The sequence below is a fragment of the Streptomyces cinnamoneus genome, assembly GCF_002939475.1.
GTDB lineage: Bacteria > Actinomycetota > Actinomycetes > Streptomycetales > Streptomycetaceae > Streptomyces > Streptomyces cinnamoneus_A.
On record NZ_PKFQ01000001.1, the window covers coordinates 1,493,335 to 1,511,097 of the forward strand.

Sequence of the window (17,763 nt, forward strand, 5' to 3'; positions counted from 1 at the left end):
CTCACGGGGCGTTCACTCTTTCCGGCTAACAAATCACCAATAACGCGCAGCGGGGCAGAGGTTCGGAACCGACCTCAGCACTGGTCGAGGAAGCGGTCGAGCACCCGCGCCCCGAATTTCAGCCCCTCCACGGGCACGCGCTCGTCGACCCCGTGGAACATGCCGGCGAAGTCCAGCTCGGGGGGCAGCTGGAGGGGGGCGAAGCCGAAGCAGCGGATGCCGAGGTCGTCGAAGGACTTGGCGTCGGTGCCGCCGGAGAGCATGTACGGCACGGCCCGGGCGATGGGGTCCTCGGCCCGCAGCGACGACTGCATCGCCTCGACGAGCCTGCCGTCGAAGCTCGTCTCCAGCGCCTTGTCCGCGTGGACGTCCTCGCGCTTGACCCGGGGCCCGAGGATCCGGTCGAGGTCGGCGAGGAACTCCTCCTCGTACCCCGGCAGGAAGCGGCCGTCCACGTGCGCGACGGCCTGCCCGGGGATCACGTTGACCTTGTACCCTGCGCCCAGCATCGTGGGGGCGGCGGTGTTGCGCAGCGTGGTGCCGATCATCTTGGCGATGCCGCCGAGCTTGACGAGCGTCGCCTCCATGTCCTCGGGGTCCAGCGGGGTGCCGAGCGCGTCGGAGAGTTCGTCGAGGAAGGACCGCACGGTCTTGGTGACCCGGACCGGGAACTCGTGCCGGCCCAGCCGGGCGACCGCCTCGCACAGCTCGGTGATGGCGTTGTCCTTGTTGGTCATCGAGCCGTGGCCGGCCGTGCCGTCCACCGTGAGCCGCATCCAGTGCATGCCCTTCTCGGCGGTCTCGACGAGGTAGAGCCGCAGGTTCTCGTTCACGGTGAAGGAGAAGCCGCCGACCTCGCCGATCGCCTCGGTGACGCCCTCGAAGAGGTCCGGGTGCTTGTCGACGAGGTACCGGGCGCCGTAGGTGCCCCCGGCCTCCTCGTCCGCGAGGAACGCGAGCACGATGTCGCGCGGCGGCTTGCGGCCCGAGCGCAGCCGGTCGCGGACCACGGCAAGCGTCATCGCGTCCATGTCCTTCATGTCGACCGCGCCGCGCCCCCACACGCACCCGTCGGCGATCTCGCCGGAGAAGGGGTGGTGGGTCCAGTCGGCGGCGTTGGCCGGGACCACGTCGGTGTGGCCGTGGATCAGCAGAGCCGGCCGGGACGGGTCGGCGCCCTCGATCCGGGCCACGGTCGAGGCCCGGCCCTTGTGGGACTCGATGATCCGGGGTTCGAGCCCGACCTCGGCGAGCTTCTCGGCCACGTACTCGGCGGCGACGCGCTCACCCGGCCCGGAGTGGTCGCCGTAGTTGCTGGTGTCGATGCGGATCAGGTCGCGGCAGAGGTCGACGACCTCCTGATCGGCGTTCCCGGCGTACCCGGGGGTGCCGGTGCCGGCCGGCTTCGACTCGCTCACGCTGCCTCCTCGTGCTTGGCTGCCGGGCGCCGGCCGCGCGGGCGCCGGACGGGCCCGGCAGGGGTCCACCGCCATCCTGCCTTCCGGGTTTCCCCGCGCCCAAGGCCGCAATGCCGCCGACACGTGTCCGCAACGATCACCGCGGGCCGCCGGGGCCGGGGGAGCTGCGGGGGCGCACCCGTGATCGAGCACCTCCGGATGTTTGGTATTGTTTTCCATGTCGCCGCGGGGAACACCCCGCAGAGACAGACACCTGGTCCGGGTGGCGGAATGGCAGACGCGCTAGCTTGAGGTGCTAGTGCCCTTTATCGGGCGTGGGGGTTCAAGTCCCCCCTCGGACACCAGCAGAGACCCCAGTTCACCTGGGGTTTTTCTGTTTCCTGGGCAGTGGCGTGACCGACCACGTGACCAACGGCCGAGCGAACTTCCTGGTCAGACCAGGGATGACAGGCCGATACGGGCAGCACTGGAAGCGGCCAGCTTCTTCGCCCCTTCGGCGCGACGCCTGCCGTAGCGCGCCATGGTGTAGCCCGGCGAGTGGTGCCGGGCATCGGCCGAGACCCCTGCCGGGTTCTCGTGGGCGTCCAGATCGTTCGTGATCTTCGACGCCCGCCAGTCGTGCAGTCGGAAGTTCTCCGGCAGGTGCAGACGGTTGCGTGCCGTCCTCCAGCGTGCCGACACCTTCTCGGGGTCCTGCGGCCCGCCCGCCTCGCCCCGGTACAGCTTGAAGCCGTCACGGGCGACACAAGGCCCGGTTGCCGCACGGCTTCCAGATGTCCGCCAGAGACGGCCCCGTCTCGTGATCCCCGCGTCTACTTCGCCGCCCTGTGGAGGGCGAACCAGATAGGTCACGCCGAGTTCCGCATGGGCGAGCTGGCCGGAATCCTCGCCGGTGATGACGGGGGCATCCCGTCCAGGCAGAGCGTCACGAACGCGGTCGGCCGAGCCAAGGCGCTGGCCCTGATCGGGCACGACTCAACCGTCCGATGCCTCACCCTGCCCCATCACCACTTCCACGTGCAGCGGCGAAGGGAAGTCGGGCGCGCAGCACCCTCAGGAGAGAGCGTCACCGCTATCGCCAAGGCCCTGGGGATCTCCCGGGCCACCCTTGTACCGGCATATCGGTGAGAGCGCCTGAGACAGGCGTACAGGGGCGCAGTCAGGCGCTCACCTCGGAGTACACCGGGACGGGCGGGCGAACACCGGTGATGGCTTCCGCGCGGGTGACAAGCCGGGGTGCAAGGTCGGGGTACCAGCCACGGGCTACGGCTTGCAGCATCTCGGCCAGGGCCGCGAGTTCCCCGATTCGGCCGGCCGAGGTGTCGAGGATCGGCGCGAACTCCCTGCGGATGCGGGCAGCAACGTCCGGCACGAGCAGGCTACTGGCGTGGAGGAGTCCGGCGTCATAGCCGAAGGGCACCAAGCCCCACCGCTCCCAGTCCAGCAGGCACAGGGGTGCAGCGGTGAGGTTGCCCCAGTGCAGGTCACCGTGACCGGTCACCCGCTCCACCTTGGCGGGGGCCGGGACACCAAGGAACTGGGGGAAGGCCCGTTCGATCCACCCGTCCCGAACGGTCGTCTTCACACCTTCCGCTTCAGCGAGCAGGGCAAGAGCTTGGCGAAGGTCTGCCCACCACTCGTCAGGCAACCCCGGGTCGTGGTCGATGTCGGCTCGGTCCGGGGACACCACGGGTTGCGTGAGGTGGTCCAGGACTTCCGCCTCGAAAGCCCACTCGCCGTCAGTCCAGTCGTGCACCCCGTGCAGGCGGGGGCGCGGGACACCCTCAGGCACCAGCTCAGAGGCACCGACGATGCCCTCTCCCCGCTTCCTGCCCGCGTTCCTTTTCGCCGCCCGGCTCACCCGTAGCCACTGGTCCCCCGCTCGGCGTCCGAGGGTGACACCGAGGAAGCCCCACGCCTTCGGCCCCGTACACGTGAGCCCCAGTGCCTTGGCCGCCCGGTCGTGGGCGGCCTCCATCAGGGCCTGTACCTCCTCGTTCACCGGCGAGTTCATCCGTTACCTTCCTGAGTTCCTCGGCCGTCAGCGGCGCAGCCAGAGCCTTTGCCACATCGTCCCAGTGCTCGCGGGTGCTCGCGGAGGTGAGGACGACATCGAGGCCAGGGCACGAGCCAGCGGCCAGCAGGGCAGCGGCTGCGGCCGACAGGCCGGGGCGGATGAGGTTCACCAGTTCGGGTGTCATGGCGTCGAGGAGTTCGCCGCCGTGCAGGGGCGCGGAGCCGAACGTGATCAGCCCCGCATCCTTCGCCTGCACCAGCGGTCCGCCGCCGTTCAGGGCCTGTGTGATCGAAGCATCCATGATCAGGCTGACGGGTACCTGCAAGCCCGTGAAGTGGTGCTCGGCGGAACCCGCCGCCTGCCGGGCGAGCACGAGCAACTCGGGCACGCTGAATACTCTGGAGGCCAGGCCAGACCAGGTGGCGACGCCGTACCCGCCGATCCTGCCCGCCTGGGCGAACTCCTCCAGTGCCGTGAAGGCTTCCCGCACACGCTCGTGCAGAGAAGCACGGTCAAGGCCGTGCCCGTGGTGCTCGGGGTTGTGTACGAACACCAGGTCCACGCGCCCGAGCACGGCCAACGAGCGCTCCGTCTGCCAACGGACGAAGCCCCGTTCAAGGCGGTGCCTACCGGCCGCCCCTTCTCCGGTGAGCACGCCCTCAGACAGGGCGCTGCGGCCCTGTTCCTCCGTGAAGAACCCGGTCTTCGTGGCTACCCGCACGGTTGGGTACTCCCGGAGAACCGGGTGCAGTTCCTCATGCGCCCGACCGTGGGCGTAGTTGGGTGCCGTGTCCACCCAGGGGCTACCGGCAGCCAGGGCGGTGCATGCCGCCTGACTGACGGCACGCACGCGGTATGTCCCCAGGGAGAGAGCGGCGGTCACAGCGCCGTCCCCACTACTGCGACGGCGTGGCCGTCGATGAGGACGGAGACCAGTTCGGCCACCTCCTTGACGTCCAGTCCGGCGGAGTCGGCCATCTCGCCCAACGTGGTCGGCTGGTTGGTCAGCAGTGTGCCCAGCGCGGGCGCGGCGGACTCGGCGAAGTCCCACGCGGTACCGGCCGCCGAGAAGGTGACCGTGCCCTGTTCGCGGTTCGCCGTCAGGCGACCCCTCGGAGCGGTGAGCTTGACCGTGATCTCTCCCTGTGCCGGGAGCCCGTCCACGTACGGCAGGGACGGAATCACATGGCCCATGTCCGTCGTGTCGATCGACTCCGCCCACCGTTCCACGAGGCGCGGGTCCGCCATCATGTCGGCCACCTCACGGCGTACGGAGTCGATGAAGTCCGACTGTTCCGCCAGCGACCCGAAGCGCGGAATGTCCCTGCGCAGCGCGAGGGATGCCCGGAGCTGATCGACGACCCACAGCATCAGATCAGCGCCCGTGTGCGGGACCATGCCGAACGTGAGGTGAAGGGATTCCGACCCCTGGTCAGCCGTGACCGAGTGCCACCAGCCGCGCGGCAGGTAGAGCACGTCACCCGGGGCCAGAACGAAGTCCGCCAGCGGGTCACCCTCCGGCTCCTCCGGCGACTCCACGTCCCGGAAGGTGGGCGCCTCACGGGTCACCCCCCACAAGCGCCACCGCTTCGAGCCGTGCAGTTGCACCACCACGACATCGTGGTCGTCCCAGTGCCGGCCGAAGCCCTCCCGCTCGGTCCACGAGGCGTACACGTTGGCCTGCACGGAAGTCCCGAGGAAGCGTTCCAGCCCCTCCGCAGCCGCCCCCACGGCGGGGTGGATCTTCTCCACCGCATCGAGGACCAGCGACGCCCCGTCCCTGAGCTGGGCGTGGAATTCGGACGGCTGGATGCGGGACCAGGTGACCGCGCGACGGTTCGTGGTCGGGATCGCGTAGCGGTGCAGAGGGACCATCTCGCCGTCGACCGACAGGCGCAGCCGGGGCGGCTCCAGCCGCTGCGTGGCGATGATCCGGTTCAGGTCATCCCAGGAGAACAGACCCGCAGCGTCGGCGACTCCGGGGAAGTGCGCGTAGGAGCGGTGGTACGTCTGGGCGAGGAACTTGTCCCCGCCCAGACGCCCCGCCCACGAGGCTGCATCAAGCACCGTGGGCGCTCCCGTCAGTCGTTGCCGTCGGAACGGCCACTGCTGACGTCAGACTCCTGCTCGGCACGCGTGCGCGCGGCCACGATCTTCCGCTTCGCGACGAGCAGGCCACCCCCCTCGGGGGCAACCGAAGTGGTGTTCTCTTCCACCATCGGACTTACCTCTCTCTTCTCGGGAACTCCCACCGGGAACCCGGCAGGAAGCAAAGGGGACAGCGACGAGCACGGCGGTTACCGGATCGCAAGGACTCCAAAGAACAGGGCCAGGCCGCCGAGGATCATGGCCAGGAAGAGCGGCCCCGTGTACCGGCCGAAGTGGCGCAGCACCCACCGCCCTGAGCCGGACATCACTCCGACCCCGGGGGCGGCAAGCGCCCCGTGCACCGAGGGCACCCGCACGGCGGGTACTTGGTCGGCGAACCCAAGATCACCGCGTTGCGCGGGTTCACCTGCACCGTGCGCGCCGGGCCGTACGTCTTACCGCCGTCGTACGACACGCGCAGGGTCATGCGCCCGCCGTTGCGGTTTCTCGTTTCGTCTCGCTCGGTCGCCGCCATGGGGGAAATCATTGACCCGGAAAGCGGCGGCTGTGTAGCTCTTTCCCGTCATGGACTAAAGATCATGAACGGCAAGCGGCGGACCACTCCGCCAGCAAGGCTCGTACTTCGTCCCCGAACAACGCATAACCCTCCAGCGTGGAGAACAGTTCCAGATGCATTTCGATGTCTCTCGGATCTCTCAGGATCACGACACCGGTCGCGTTCTCCACAGTGGCCAGCGTGTTTTCATAGACGGTGAACGTATCCATCGGAGCCATGGGCTTGTATCCCGCAATTGGGATGACGCCAAGCTTCACGTTCGTAAGGTGAGTCAGTGAGACCAGCCGGTCGATCTGCATCGCCATCGCAGCCGGGGGCAGGAGCGGCCACCTGACGGCCTGCTCAGTCAGGATGAAGGTAAACCGCTTCTTCGTGTCGTAAAGAACCTCCTGCCGCTCCAGCTTTCTCGCGATCGTCTTAGTGACATCGGCCGGGGAATGGGCAAGGCTGGCCCGGATGTACTCAGGAGTGGACAGTAGTCCTGTAATCATCGAGAGCAGGAAGAAGCGGAACTGCGTAGACGAGGATTCAAGGGCCGCAAGTTCAGTCTGCTTCTTCTCCAGGCCCCTGCGGCGTAGCGAGCGAAGGTCTTGCCATTCGGTGTTGGCCAGCCTCGCGAGAGCGATGACCTCCTCGATGACCTCGGGCGGAGCCACGACGGCCCGGAGGATTCTTTCCAGGTCCAGCAGGCTCGGTTGGGCTTTCCCATTCTCGATCCGACTGATCTTCGATTGGGACATGTTGCAACGCCGAGCGAGCCGGTCCCCAGTGAGGCCGGCTCGCTTGCGTAGTTCTTTCAGCAGGGCCGCCAGTTCCTGTTTCGGCTGCCCCAACTGTTCAGGATCGAACGTCACCCGCTCACGTACTCCAGGAATGGAACCGCCTCGGCAACGGCAATCTGCCTCCACCGCCGGTACGGCTCTGGATCGCCCTCGTACAGTTCCCGGCTTATCTGCGTCCCGTCCGCCCGGTAGTTCATCAGGACCACTTTGGACTCATCGAACATCCAGAAATCCTGATCCGGAAGTCCCGGGTTCTCCCGGTCGGTGAGATCGAGGATGCGGATATCCTCGCCCACCTTCACGTGATGCCGGTAGTAATACTCGAACTCGAACCGGAGATAGTCCGAGAGCGGGCGGGTCACGACGTGCACCCTGCCGACGCTCTTTCCTTCCGAGGTCCATTGCTGGACCTCGTCCATCCAGGCCGACGCGTAATCGTCGGGGGATTTCTCCCCGGCGAGGAAGCGTTTCAACTTCTCCGCTTCCTGGGGCATGGTGTAGACGGGCAGCGTTTCCAGCCGCCACGCCTCACGCTCCATGGAATCGAAGCAGTCATTCCACGCGTCACCATCCAAGCGCACGGAATGCCTCCCTGAGAACCGCCTCGGGGATTTCCACGAGCCCTTCACCAGTGGGCGGGGTGAAGGCGTCGGACACGTCGCCCTGCACCACGAACGATCCGGTCGCCGTGCGGTACACGTTCGGGCAGTCCTTCTCTCCGCACTCGCCGTTGCCGTTGCCCGTGAGCCGGGTGAGTGCCGAACGTTCGGACATGCCAAACCCCCTTGCCCTGGCCCCGTTTGGGCCACCTGCCCAACGACAGTAGAAGGGGTGGCGCTACGCGTCTATGTGTGAACGCGACTATGCGTGTCCTTGCATAAACAGGTCACGACCGCCCCAGCCCACCCCCCGGTACGTGGTCGCGTACTCGCACGTGCAGCCCTCAAACCAACGAAGCGCAGCTCCCGGCATCTCCTCCGGGAGCTACGCTTTGCTGCCATGGTCGAGGCTTTCGTCACCAGCGACGAGCACCTCGTGTGCGGCATCTGCCCCTCACGCCGCTTCCCTCTTGGAGGGTTCGACGTGGCCGAACGTCCATCCCGTGAGTTCCCGTTCAACCCGGCTGACGGCCATAGGTACACGGCGGCCGGAGTACCCGTGTGCGTGCACCCGGAGAAGGTCAGGATGCCGCCCGGGAAGTACGCAACCGATGGCACATCACTCGTCCCCGAGCTTCGGTTGCCGGACGACATCACCGACCTTGACCCCTACCTGCATGAGCTGATGCACAGCGCAGCACCCGGAGCGCTTGAACAGCTCATCGGTCAAGCCATCCAGATCGGGCGTGGGGGTTCAAGTCCCCCCTCGGACACCAGCGAGAACCCCAGCGAAAGCTGGGGTTCTTTCGTCTGTGCGGCCCTGCGTATCATCGCCCCGATGATCACGAACACCGGTTCCCCTCGCGTCCCCGCGTCCGCCGGCACCTGCCGGATCACCGTCTGCCGCGGCTGTTGCTGCGGCGATCCGGCCAAGGTGCCCGGCGTCGACCACGCCGGACAGATCGGCAGGCTGCGCGAGGCGGCGGCGGGGGCCGCCCTGGTGCGGGCCTCCGAGTGCCTGGACGTGTGCGACCAGGCCAACGTGGTGGTGGTGCAGCCGTCGGCGGCGGGCCGGGCGGCCGGGGGCAGGCCCGTGTGGCTGGGGCTGGTCAACGACGACGACGTGCTGGCCGACATCGCCGCGTGGGTGCGGGCCGGCGGGCCCGGGCTGGCGGAGCCGCCCGGGGTGCTGGACCTCTACGGGTTCACCGTCTCGCGGCGGGTGGGGAAGGCGCTGGAGGGCTGAGGCCGCCCGCGCCCTCCCCGGGCCGTCAGGGCTGCTCCGGCGGTGGGGTGGCGCAGTGGCCGGCCGTCTCCCGGGGCAGGTCCAGGGCGGGGTTGCGGTCGAAGAAGCCGGTCGGCTTGAGCGTGAAGCCCATGGGTTCCACGGGCATGACCGGCCACTCCTCCAGGCGCGGCAGGTGCGTGGACCCGAAGGTGTGCCAGACGGTCAGTTCGGTCTCCTCCAGCGATTCGCCGCCCGTCGTCCACTGCGGCAGGCCCGCGCCGCCGGGGTGCTGGTTCGGCCGGTCGCCGGCCGGGTAGCGGCGGTCGGGGCGGTGCCGGGTGACCCACAGGTGCCGGGTGCCGTAGGCCACGCGGCGGGCGGCCGGTGAGCCGGGCCGGGCGAGCAGGACCGGACCGGGCTGGGGGACGAGGGTGTACGCGGTGGGCTCGCCCATGCGGTTGCGCACCCGGGGGTTGGTGATCCGCCACACCCGGCCGGCCAGGGGGTCGGCCGTCCGGCCGCCGTCCGCGCTGTCGGCCAGGACGGTCGTACGGGTGGTGAACGCGTTGCCGCCCGGGTTCCGCGGACCCTCGGGGACGGGGACGACGTCGCGTTCCTCCACGGTGTTGGCGAGCCCGTCGACGGCCACGTCGAGCCGGACGCAGAACAGGTGCTGGTGGTGGGGGGCGAGCAGGCCCGGCGCCACCTCGGTGCCGTGGGGCGAGCCAGCGCCGGGGACGACGGCCGAGGTCTGCACGACGCCGGTCGCCTTGACCTCGAAGGCGATGGTCCCGTCCTGCTGGAAGTACCAGTAGAAGCCGTAGTCGTAGTTGCCGACGGTGGCGATGTACGAGACGACCAGGCGCCGTGCGCGCCGGCTCTCGGCGGCCATGTCGTTGAAGATGTCGGTGTGCTTCCACAGGAGGCCGGTGTCCTCCTCGTGGATGCAGATGGCGTTCGGCAGCGTCTCGGGGTTGCCGAGGTCGTCGGCGACGACGGCGTCGAGGTAGCGGATCTCGCCGAGGCAGTCGCAGCCGAGCCGCAGGGCGTTGGCGTTGCGGCCCAGGGAGTACTCCCCCGCGTCCAGGAAGCCGACCCAGTTGCGGGACTCCTCGGCCTCTCCGTACACGACGGCCATCTCGGCGAGGGAGGCCCGGTGCAGGACGGACCGTTCGCGGTCGCCGTCGCGGTGGGTGACGCGGTGGAGGACCAGGCCCTCGCGGGCGTTGAAGTCGACGCGGAAGCTCCAGTTCTGCCAGGTCAGCAGCGGCCCGTCGAGCCGGAAGGAGGGACCCTCGGGCTGGGTGATCTCCAGGGGGCGCAGATCCGTGCGGGCGGGGCCGGTGGAGTCGGCCGTGTAGCGCCCGCATTCGGCGGGCACGGGCACCGGGCCGGTGTCGACGAGGCGCACGACCTTGCGCTCGATGACGTCGACGTCCGCGACGAGGCCGCCCACCGGATGGGCCCAGGGGCTGTCGGTCGCGTCGCAGCGCAGCCAGGTCAGCGACCGCAGCAGCCGGCGGCCGGGGCGGTCGAGCAGCAGGCTGCCCGCGGCGAGGGGGCCGCAGATCGCCAGCTCCGTGTCCGTCACGCCGCGCGCGGCCATGGCCGCGCGCCAGCCGGGGTCGGCCTTCACGATCGCGTCGACGATCCCGTACTCCTCGAAGGTGATCTGCGGCTGCCCCTCCGCCGCCACGTCCAGGGCGCGGTGGGAGAGCAGCACGCCGCCGGTGACGTCGACGAGCGCCTCGGCGGCGGCGCCGGTCGCCGAGTCGAGGAGGGTGACCCGCAGGCGGCGCGTGAATGGCCGGCCGGGCCGGTGGGCGGCCGCCTCGTGTCGGCCGGGCTCGTCGAGCAGGACCAGCGCGAAACGCGTGCTCGGGGAGACCTTGCCCGCTTCCTCCAGGACGTGCCGGGCCGTCTTTAACTCGGCGGCGTCCAGGGGGTCGAGGGGGTGCGGCGCCGTCGCGGGGGCGGGGTGGCGGCACGTCATGGGGAAACCTTTCTGTGGTGTGTGGCGGTGGCGGCCGCCGTCGCGGCGGCCTTCTCCAGTTGGAACGCCTCGTTGCCCAGGCCGATGCGGGCGTGCACCCGGGGGCGCACGGCTTTGAGCACGAGTCCGTAGCCGAGCCCGAGGACGACGGCCGCGCCGACGACGCCGGGCAGCACCCAGCGCAGGGCGGATCCGGGGCCGGCGCCGACGAGCACGGCGGAGTCCTTGACGGCGTAGCAGGCCATGACGAGCAGGGCCGCCCCGGCCAGCCCGCAGGCGGTGAGCCGGGGCGCCTGGAGGCGCGCCGCGCCCCGGCGGACGAAGAAGGTGATGACGGCCGCCGAGGTGGCGGCCATGAGCACGATGATGCCCAGGGCGCCGACGTTGCCGCTCCAGGTGAACAGGCGTTGCACGGGGGCGGTCGGGTCGCCCTGGGGTCCGTCGTCGGTGACGGCGAAGAGCAGGACGGCGAGGGCGGAGACGGCGCTCTGGAGCAGGGAGCCGTGGGCGGGGGCGCCGCTGGCGCGGGCGGTGCGGCCGACGGCGGCGGGCAGCAGGCCCTCGCGGCCCATGGCGAAGGCGTAGCGGGCGACGACGTTGTGGAAGCTGAGCAGCGCGGCGAAGGTACCGGTGACGTAGAAGAGGTGCATGAGGTCGGCGAAGCCGCTGCCCAGGCGTGCGCCGGTGAGGTCGAAGAGAAGGCCCGGGCCCTGGGCGCGGGCGGTGTCGACGATGGCGGAGGGGCCGGCGGCGACGCTGAGCGCCCAGGAGCTGAGGGCGAAGAAGACGGCGGCGAAGCCGACCGCGAGGAAGGTGACGCGGGCGACGACGACCTGCGGGCGGCTGGTCTCCTCGGCGTAGACGGCGGCCTGTTCGAAGCCCACGAAGGCGGCGATGGTGAAGCACAGGGCGGTGCCGAGCCCGCCGCCGCTGAGCGTGGTGGGGTCGAAGGCGTGCAGCGAGACGCCTTCCGGGCCCGGATCGGTCAGGCCCGCGACGTCGAAGAGGCCGACCATGACGCATTCGACGAGCAGCAGGACGCCGAGGACCTTGGCGCTGAGGTCTATCTTCAGCCAGCCGAGCACGCCGATGGTCGCGACGGCGGCGAGGGCGGGCACCCACCAGGGCACGCCGGTGCCGAAGTGGTCGGCGAGCAGCCCGGAGACCTCGAAGCCGAAGATGCCGTAGATGCCGAACTGCAGGGTGCTGTAGGCGACCAGGGCGACCACGGAGGCGGCGGCGCCGGCGGTGCCGCCGAGGCCGCGGGCGATGTAGGCGTAGAAGGCCCCGGCGTTGTGGACGTGGCGGCTCATCTCGGCGTAGCCGCAGGCGAAGAGCGTCAGGACCACGCCGAGGATGACGAAGAGCAGCGGCTGCCCGACGATGCCCATGGTCCCGTAGGTGGTCGGCATGACGCCGGCCGTGACCATCAGGGGGGCGCTGGCCGCGACGACCGAGAGCAGCAGGCCGGCCGCTCCTATCCGGTCGGAGCGCAGGCGTCTGCCCTGGCCCTTGAAGGTGCTGATCTCGCTCGTGGAGCCCGTCGGCATGGCGGGGTCGTCCTTCCCGTGGAGGAGGGCGGGGGGATGGGGCTTCTGCGGATGTCTCACCCGGCGCCGAGCGCGGCGCGGCGGGCGGCCCGGAACGCCGCGCCGGGGTCCTGGCCGGGGTAGGACCAGGGGGCGGGGGTCGCGTGGGGGCCGATGCGGGTGAGCAGGGCGGCGGCCTCGGCCGTCCGGCCCTCGTGGAGCTTGGCGTGGGCGAGGAAGTTGAGGTCGACCTTGCGCCGGGGGTGGGAGGAGCCGGCGGTGTCCGGCGCGTCGGCCGCGTCCTCGTCGACGTCCCATTCGAGCCACCAGTCGAAGGCGGACTTCATCACCTGGCGGGCGCGCCGGGTCCTCCAGTGCCCGGACCGCGCGGGGTCGCCGGGCTCGAGTCCGGCGCGGGCCAGGACGCGGTAGCGCTCGGCGTGGGCCACGACGGGCAGGACGGCCAGGGGGGAGTCGGCGGGAGCCTGCTCGGCGGCCCAGGCGGCGAAGTCGTAGACCTCGTGCAGGGGGTCGTCGCGGTCGCCGTCCTGGTGTTCGGCGAGGCAGGCCGCCATCAGGTGGTGCGCGTGGTGGTGGTCGCGGTGCCGGGCGCGCACCTGGTCGAAGGCGCGGACGCGCTCGTCGTCGGTGCCGGTGCGGCGGGCCAGGACGAGGGCGCCGAGCCAGGGGGTGGGGTCGCGCGGTGCCATCCGGCCGGCGGCCAGGCACAGGGCGCGGGCGGCGTCGGGGGCGTCCTTGCCACCGAGGGCGCGGAAGACGGTGGCGAAGGCGAGGAGGGCGGCGGCGTCGGGGCTGTCGGGCTCGGCGAGCTGCCATTCGCGGGCCCAGGCGGCGGCGGTGGGGGGCCGGCCGAGGGCCACGAGGCGGTGGCCGCGGCGGTCCCAGTCGTCACCGGTGCGGGCGAGGAGCTGCCGGGCGTCGGCCCAGCGGCCGCGGGCGAGGGCGTCCCGGGCGGCGGCGAGGGCGGTGTCGTCCAGGGCCGGGTCGAAGGCCGGCCCGTCCTTGTTGCGCGGGCGGCCGAGGGGAGGCGGGGGCGTCATCTGCGGGCTTCCTCCACGGCGTGCGTCCCCTCCGGGCGCCGGGTCCGGGCGTCCGCGAACAGGCTTTCCCGTCTGTCTCAATCACGCACAGCAAACCGGTAGTCACGGCTCCGCGTCAAGACCGATCTTGACGCTGGCATGACGTCAAGTGACGTAGAGTCAGCATCAGTTGCCGGGTACGCCCCGGGGGCTCCGGAGCGCGAGGGGGCCGACGGGCACTCCCGGCGACACATACACATGTGCGGCGAACTCTAGTTCGACCCCCGGGGAGCGAGTCAACCACGGGGCGGATGAACGGGCGAAAGAGGGGTACTCGGCCGTCACACCGCCCCCAGGGCGGCTATCGTTCTGCTGTCAAGTCCCCTACGACCGGCCGGTCTTGAGGTGCGCGACGTGATGGTCTTCGCTTTCGCCGTGAGCGCGGCGGCCTGTCTGGGCGTGGGGTTCGTCCTCCAGCAGAACGCCGCGCAGCGGGCGCCCATGAGCGACTTCCTCTCCCTCCGGCTCCTGCTGGACCTGGTCCGCATGCCCCGCTGGCTGGCGGGCATCGGGCTGATGGTCTGCGGCATGGCGCTCAGCGCCGTCGCGCTCAGCCGGGGCGAGATCTCGCTGGTGGAGCCGCTCACCGCGACGAACCTGCTGTTCGCCATGGCGCTCTCGCGCTGGCAGACCAGGCAGCCGCTCGGCCGCAGCGGCTGGGGCGGGCTGTGGCTGCTGGCCGGCGGGGTCACCGCGTTCATCGTCGCGGGCCGGCCGCACGGCGGCGGCGCGGTCACCGATCCCTTGCGGCACTGGCTGATCGTCGGCGTGATGGTGGGCACCGCCCTGCTGCTGGCGGCCGTCTCCAAACGGGTGCGGATGAGCACGGAGGCCGCCCTGCTGGCGGTGGCCGCCGGGCTGCTCTACGGCCTCCAGGACGCCCTCACCCGGGTGTCCGGCGAGCGCTTCGGCCACGGCGGCTGGACCACCCTGGTCACCAGCTGGCAGCCGTACGCCGTGCTGGTGCTCGGGGTGACGGCGCTGGTGATGGTGCAGAGCGCCTTCGAGACGGCCCCGCTGCGGATGTCGCTGCCCGCCCTGACCGCCGCCCAGCCCCTGGCGGGGATCGTCTGCGGGGTCGGCTTCGTGGGGGACCGGGTGCGCACCACCCCGGGGGCGCTGGCCTGGGAGGCCGCGGGCCTGGCGGCCATCGTGACCGGGATCGTGCTCATCGGCCGGCATCCCGCCATGCCCTCCGGCATGGCGCAGGACGACCGCGTCCGCGACCTCCAGCCGCACTGACGCGGCCGGGCGCGGCCCTGCTTGGATGGGCCCATGAGTGATCAGGAGCCGCTCGCGGCGGACGAGGTGCTGGACGTCGTCGACGCGCACGACCGGGTCGTCGGGCAGGCGCCGCGCGGCGAGGCGTACGCGCGGGGACTGCGCCACCGCTGTGTGTTCGTCCAGGCGAGGGACGCCCGGGGGCGGATCTTCGTGCACCGCCGCACCGACCGGAAGCTCGTCTTCCCCTCGCGGTACGACATGTTCGTCGGCGGCGTGGTCGGGGCGGGCGAGACGTATGACGGCGCCGCGCTGCGGGAGGCCGAGGAGGAGCTGGGCGTCAGCGGCCTCCCGGCCCCCACGCCGCTGTTCCGCTTCCTGTACGAGACGGATGAGCACAGCTGGTGGTCGGCGGTCTATGAGGTGCGCTGCGACCTTCCGGTCAACCCTCAGGCGGAAGAGGTCGCCTGGTACGCCTTCCTCTCCGAGGAGGAGGTGGAGGCCCGTCTGGAGCAGTGGGAGTGGGTGCCGGACGGCCTGGCGGCCCACCGCCTGCTGCGCGAGCACCGGCGGAACCGGGCCTGAAGGGGACCGGTTCCGCCGGGCGGGCGGTCAGTCGACGGTGACCACGATCTTGCCGCGGGTGTGTCCCCCGGCGCTGAGCCGCTGCGCGTCGGCGGTCTTCTCCAGGGGGAAGACCTCGGCCACCTCCACCGAGAGCACGCCCTGCTCCGCCAGGTGGGCGAGGGCCGTGAGGTCCTCGGCGTCCGGGCGGACCCACAGCAGGCGTCCGCCGAGCGCCGCCACGTCCCCGTCGGCGATCGACACGAGACGGGCGCCCTCGGCACTCACCTCGGGCGAGGTGTGGACGACGCCACCGCCGACGAGGTCGAGGACCACGTCCACGCCCTCGGGCGCCAGGGCCCGCACTCGCTCGGCGAGCCCCTCCCCGTAGACGACGGGTTCGGCGCCGAGGGAGCGCAGGAAGTCGTGGTTGCGCTCGCTGGCGGTGCCGATGACGCGGGCGCCGAGGTGCCGGGCGAGCTGGACGGCGAAGGTGCCCACCCCTCCGGCGGCGGCGTGGACGAGGACGGTGTCGCCCTCCCCCGCCCCCGCCGCCTTCAGCGACTGGTAGGCGGTCAGGCCCGCCAGCGGCAGGCCGGCGGCCTGCTCGAAGGTGAGGCCCGCCGGCTTGCGGGCGAGGGTGCGCACCGGGGCGGCCACGTATTCGGCGAAGGTGCCGCCGGACAGGACGTCCTTGCGCACGTAGCCGATGACCTCGTCGCCCACCTGGAACTCGGGGGTGTCCGCGCCCAGGGCGACGACGACTCCGGAGACGTCCCAGCCGGGGACGACGGGGAAGACGGCGTCGAGCATGGGGTCGAGGTAGCCGGCCTGCGCCTTCCAGTCGACGGGGTTGACCGCCGCCGCCCTGACCCTGATCAGGACGGAGTCCGGGCCGACCTTGGGCTTCGGCAGCTCGCCGTACTCCAGGACCTCGGGGCCCCCGTAGGCGCGGTAGCTGACTGCCTTCATGGTGGTGACTCCTTCGTTGCCGTCGTTGTCCGTCGTCCCGTCGTTGCCGGGTTCAGCCGGTGGTCGTCGCGCTCCCAGCGTCGGCCGCCGGGGCCGGGGCCGCCACCGCTGCCTGCCGCGGTGCGGCGATCTTCCGCAGGCCCAGCCCGGCCACGAGGGCGACCAGGCAGAACGCCGTTCCCGCGATGACGAAGGTCAGGCTGAACTGGCTCTCGGCGGGCAGCTTGGGCACTCCCGGCGGGAGGTGTTCGATGCTCTTGGAGGCGAGCACCGTGGTGATCATCGCGCTGCCGATGGCGCTGCCCGTGGAACGGGAGATGGAGTTGATGCCGTTGGCTATGCCCGTCTGGTGGTGCGGGACGCTCGCGACGATCACGGCGGGCATGGCCGCGTAGCCGAAGCTGATGGCCGCGCCGACGAACATGCCGGCCGCGATCACGGAGACGGTGTGGTCGTGGTCGAGCGCGATCCACACGAAGCCGGCGGTGCCGATGAGCGAGGCCAGCAGCAGGACCAGGCGCGGGCCCTTGTGGCGGACGAGCTGGCCGCCCACGGGGGCCGCGAGGAGCGAGACGATGGTGCTGGGCAGCAGGTACTCGACGGAGGCGCGCAGGACGCTCGCGTCGAAGCCGTAGCCCGTGATCTTCGACGGCATCTGCACCAGGTAGGAGACGCCGATGAAGAGGGCGAACGAGCCGAAGCCCACGAGCAGGCCGGCGATGTTGGCGAAGAGCACCGGGCGGTGGACGAACATCCGCATGTCCACCAGCGGCTCGCGCACCTTGCGCTCGACGACGGTCCACAGCGCGGCCATCACCACGGCGCCGGCGAAGCAGCCGAGCGTACGGGCGGAGGACCAGCCCCACTCGTGGCCCTGGGTGATGGGCAGCAGGAGCAGCACCAGGGTGGCGGCCAGGGTGAGGGCGCCCAGGACGTCGGTGCGGCCGCCGGTGGTCTCCCGGGTGGCGGGCACGAGGGTGACGACGGCGAGCAGGGCGAGCGCGGCGAGACCGGTGGCCAGCCAGAAGGCGCTGCGGTAGTCGGGGTGGTCGCCGGAGGTCAGCAGGCCGGTGGCGACGAGCGCCAGGCCGCTGCCGAAGGCGAGGGTGCCGCTGACCATGGCCATCGCGCCGGGCAGCTTCGCGGGGCGGACCTCCTCGCGCAGCACGGACAGGGCGAGCGGGAAGATCGCGGTGGCGGCGCCCTGGAGCACCCGGCCGACGATCAGCCAGAGCAGGGAGTGGGTCACGGCAGCCAGGACGGACCCGGCCACCATGACGATCAGGACGCCGACCAGGGTCTTCTTCTTGCCGTGCTGGTCGCCGAAGCGGCCCAGCAGCGGGGTGAAGACGGCGGCGGAGAGCAGGGTCGCGGTGGTGACCCAGCTGACGTTGGCGGAGGTCGTGTTCAGGTCGTCCTGGATCAGGCCGAGGATCGGCACGACCAGGGTCTGCATCATCGAGACGACCATGGCGGCGAGGCTCAGGGCGAAGACGATGACCGTCTCGTTCCGCTGCTCGCCCCGGGCGGGCGCCGGGGAGGGGGAGGTCATGGGGTGGCGGTTCCTTCAGTTACTTCACGACATGGATGCTTGAGATCGTCAAGCAACCGGGGAAACGTTAGGCGGAGAAACTTCAGATAGTCAAGTTAATGATTGAGTACATCAATCTCTTGA

Annotated in this window: 17 protein-coding genes and 1 tRNA gene; 4 read left to right on the plus strand and 14 right to left on the minus strand. The window is 70.8% G+C overall.

Going from position 1 to position 17,763, the window contains the following annotated elements; translation table 11 throughout:
- Nucleotides 1-74: 74 nt before the first annotated feature.
- Complete coding sequence (locus CYQ11_RS06005; protein WP_099202108.1) at nt 75-1,418, minus strand: M20/M25/M40 family metallo-hydrolase; 1,344 nt, start codon at nt 1,416-1,418, stop codon at nt 75-77.
- A 256-nt stretch (nt 1,419-1,674) separates the two neighbouring features.
- Here CYQ11_RS06005 and CYQ11_RS06010 point away from each other — a divergent pair.
- Nucleotides 1,675-1,762, plus strand: a tRNA-Leu gene (locus CYQ11_RS06010).
- A gap of 88 nt (nt 1,763-1,850) precedes the next feature.
- Here CYQ11_RS06010 and CYQ11_RS29125 read toward each other — a convergent pair.
- The 8 genes from CYQ11_RS29125 to CYQ11_RS06055 all read right to left on the minus strand — a co-directional run bounded on the left by CYQ11_RS29125 (nt 1,851) and on the right by CYQ11_RS06055 (nt 7,656).
- Nucleotides 1,851-2,390 carry a hypothetical protein gene (locus CYQ11_RS29125; RefSeq protein ID WP_146104648.1) on the minus strand — a complete coding sequence of 180 codons (540 nt, stop codon included), beginning with the start codon at nt 2,388-2,390 and terminating at the stop codon, nt 1,851-1,853.
- Between the two features lie 187 nt (nt 2,391-2,577).
- Nucleotides 2,578-3,003, minus strand: a complete 426-nt coding sequence (locus CYQ11_RS30195; RefSeq protein WP_240003658.1) for a hypothetical protein — start codon at nt 3,001-3,003, stop codon at nt 2,578-2,580.
- Nucleotides 3,004-3,214: 211 nt separating this feature from the next.
- Nucleotides 3,215-4,318 carry an aldo/keto reductase gene (locus tag CYQ11_RS06030; protein WP_341533602.1) on the minus strand — a complete coding sequence of 368 codons (1,104 nt, stop codon included), beginning with the start codon at nt 4,316-4,318 and terminating at the stop codon, nt 3,215-3,217.
- Nucleotides 4,315-5,502 carry a cupin domain-containing protein gene (locus CYQ11_RS06035; RefSeq protein ID WP_099202104.1) on the minus strand — a complete coding sequence of 396 codons (1,188 nt, stop codon included), beginning with the start codon at nt 5,500-5,502 and terminating at the stop codon, nt 4,315-4,317. Before CYQ11_RS06035 ends, CYQ11_RS06030 begins: the two co-directional genes overlap by 4 nt.
- A gap of 14 nt (nt 5,503-5,516) precedes the next feature.
- Entirely contained in the window at nt 5,517-5,654 is a 138-nt protein-coding gene (locus CYQ11_RS29425; protein ID WP_169748831.1) for a hypothetical protein, read from the minus strand.
- Nucleotides 5,655-6,120: 466 nt separating this feature from the next.
- Nucleotides 6,121-6,954, minus strand: a complete 834-nt coding sequence (locus CYQ11_RS06045; RefSeq protein ID WP_099202102.1) for a helix-turn-helix domain-containing protein — start codon at nt 6,952-6,954, stop codon at nt 6,121-6,123.
- Entirely contained in the window at nt 6,951-7,463 is a 513-nt protein-coding gene (locus tag CYQ11_RS06050) for a DUF6879 family protein (protein ID WP_181143590.1), read from the minus strand. The genes CYQ11_RS06045 and CYQ11_RS06050 overlap by 4 nt, the downstream gene beginning before the upstream one ends.
- Nucleotides 7,447-7,656 (minus strand): hypothetical protein, encoded by a 210-nt coding sequence (locus tag CYQ11_RS06055; protein WP_099202101.1) that lies wholly within the window; start codon nt 7,654-7,656, stop codon nt 7,447-7,449. The genes CYQ11_RS06050 and CYQ11_RS06055 overlap by 17 nt, the downstream gene beginning before the upstream one ends.
- A gap of 663 nt (nt 7,657-8,319) precedes the next feature.
- Between CYQ11_RS06055 and CYQ11_RS06060 the strand changes: the two genes are divergently transcribed.
- A complete protein-coding gene (locus CYQ11_RS06060; protein WP_099202213.1) occupies nt 8,320-8,727 on the plus strand; it encodes a hypothetical protein in 408 nt (135 codons plus the stop codon).
- Nucleotides 8,728-8,752: 25 nt separating this feature from the next.
- On the opposite strand, the gene CYQ11_RS06065 is transcribed toward CYQ11_RS06060, so the two are convergent.
- The 3 genes from CYQ11_RS06065 to CYQ11_RS06075 are packed head-to-tail and all read right to left on the minus strand — an operon-like array spanning nt 8,753 to nt 13,292.
- Nucleotides 8,753-10,702 carry a primary-amine oxidase gene (locus CYQ11_RS06065; RefSeq protein WP_099202100.1) on the minus strand — a complete coding sequence of 650 codons (1,950 nt, stop codon included), beginning with the start codon at nt 10,700-10,702 and terminating at the stop codon, nt 8,753-8,755.
- Nucleotides 10,699-12,252, minus strand: coding sequence for an APC family permease (locus CYQ11_RS06070; RefSeq protein ID WP_099202099.1), 1,554 nt, complete (start codon nt 12,250-12,252; stop codon nt 10,699-10,701). The genes CYQ11_RS06065 and CYQ11_RS06070 overlap by 4 nt, the downstream gene beginning before the upstream one ends.
- A gap of 56 nt (nt 12,253-12,308) precedes the next feature.
- A complete protein-coding gene (locus CYQ11_RS06075; protein WP_099202098.1) occupies nt 12,309-13,292 on the minus strand; it encodes a hypothetical protein in 984 nt (327 codons plus the stop codon).
- A 396-nt stretch (nt 13,293-13,688) separates the two neighbouring features.
- On the opposite strand from CYQ11_RS06075, the gene CYQ11_RS06080 reads away from it, so the two are divergent.
- Both CYQ11_RS06080 and CYQ11_RS06085 read left to right on the plus strand, forming a co-directional pair.
- Nucleotides 13,689-14,573, plus strand: a complete 885-nt coding sequence (locus CYQ11_RS06080) for a DMT family transporter (protein ID WP_099202097.1) — start codon at nt 13,689-13,691, stop codon at nt 14,571-14,573.
- Between the two features lie 33 nt (nt 14,574-14,606).
- Nucleotides 14,607-15,137 (plus strand): NUDIX hydrolase, encoded by a 531-nt coding sequence (locus tag CYQ11_RS06085; RefSeq protein WP_099202096.1) that lies wholly within the window; start codon nt 14,607-14,609, stop codon nt 15,135-15,137.
- Between the two features lie 27 nt (nt 15,138-15,164).
- On the opposite strand, the gene CYQ11_RS06090 is transcribed toward CYQ11_RS06085, so the two are convergent.
- Nucleotides 15,165-16,088: an NADP-dependent oxidoreductase gene (locus CYQ11_RS06090; protein ID WP_099202095.1), complete on the minus strand. Its 924-nt coding sequence runs from the start codon at nt 16,086-16,088 to the stop codon at nt 15,165-15,167.
- Between the two features lie 52 nt (nt 16,089-16,140).
- On the minus strand, nt 16,141-17,640 hold the full coding sequence (locus CYQ11_RS06095; protein WP_099202094.1) for an MFS transporter: 1,500 nt from the start codon (nt 17,638-17,640) through the stop codon (nt 16,141-16,143).
- Nucleotides 17,641-17,763 lie beyond the last annotated feature (123 nt).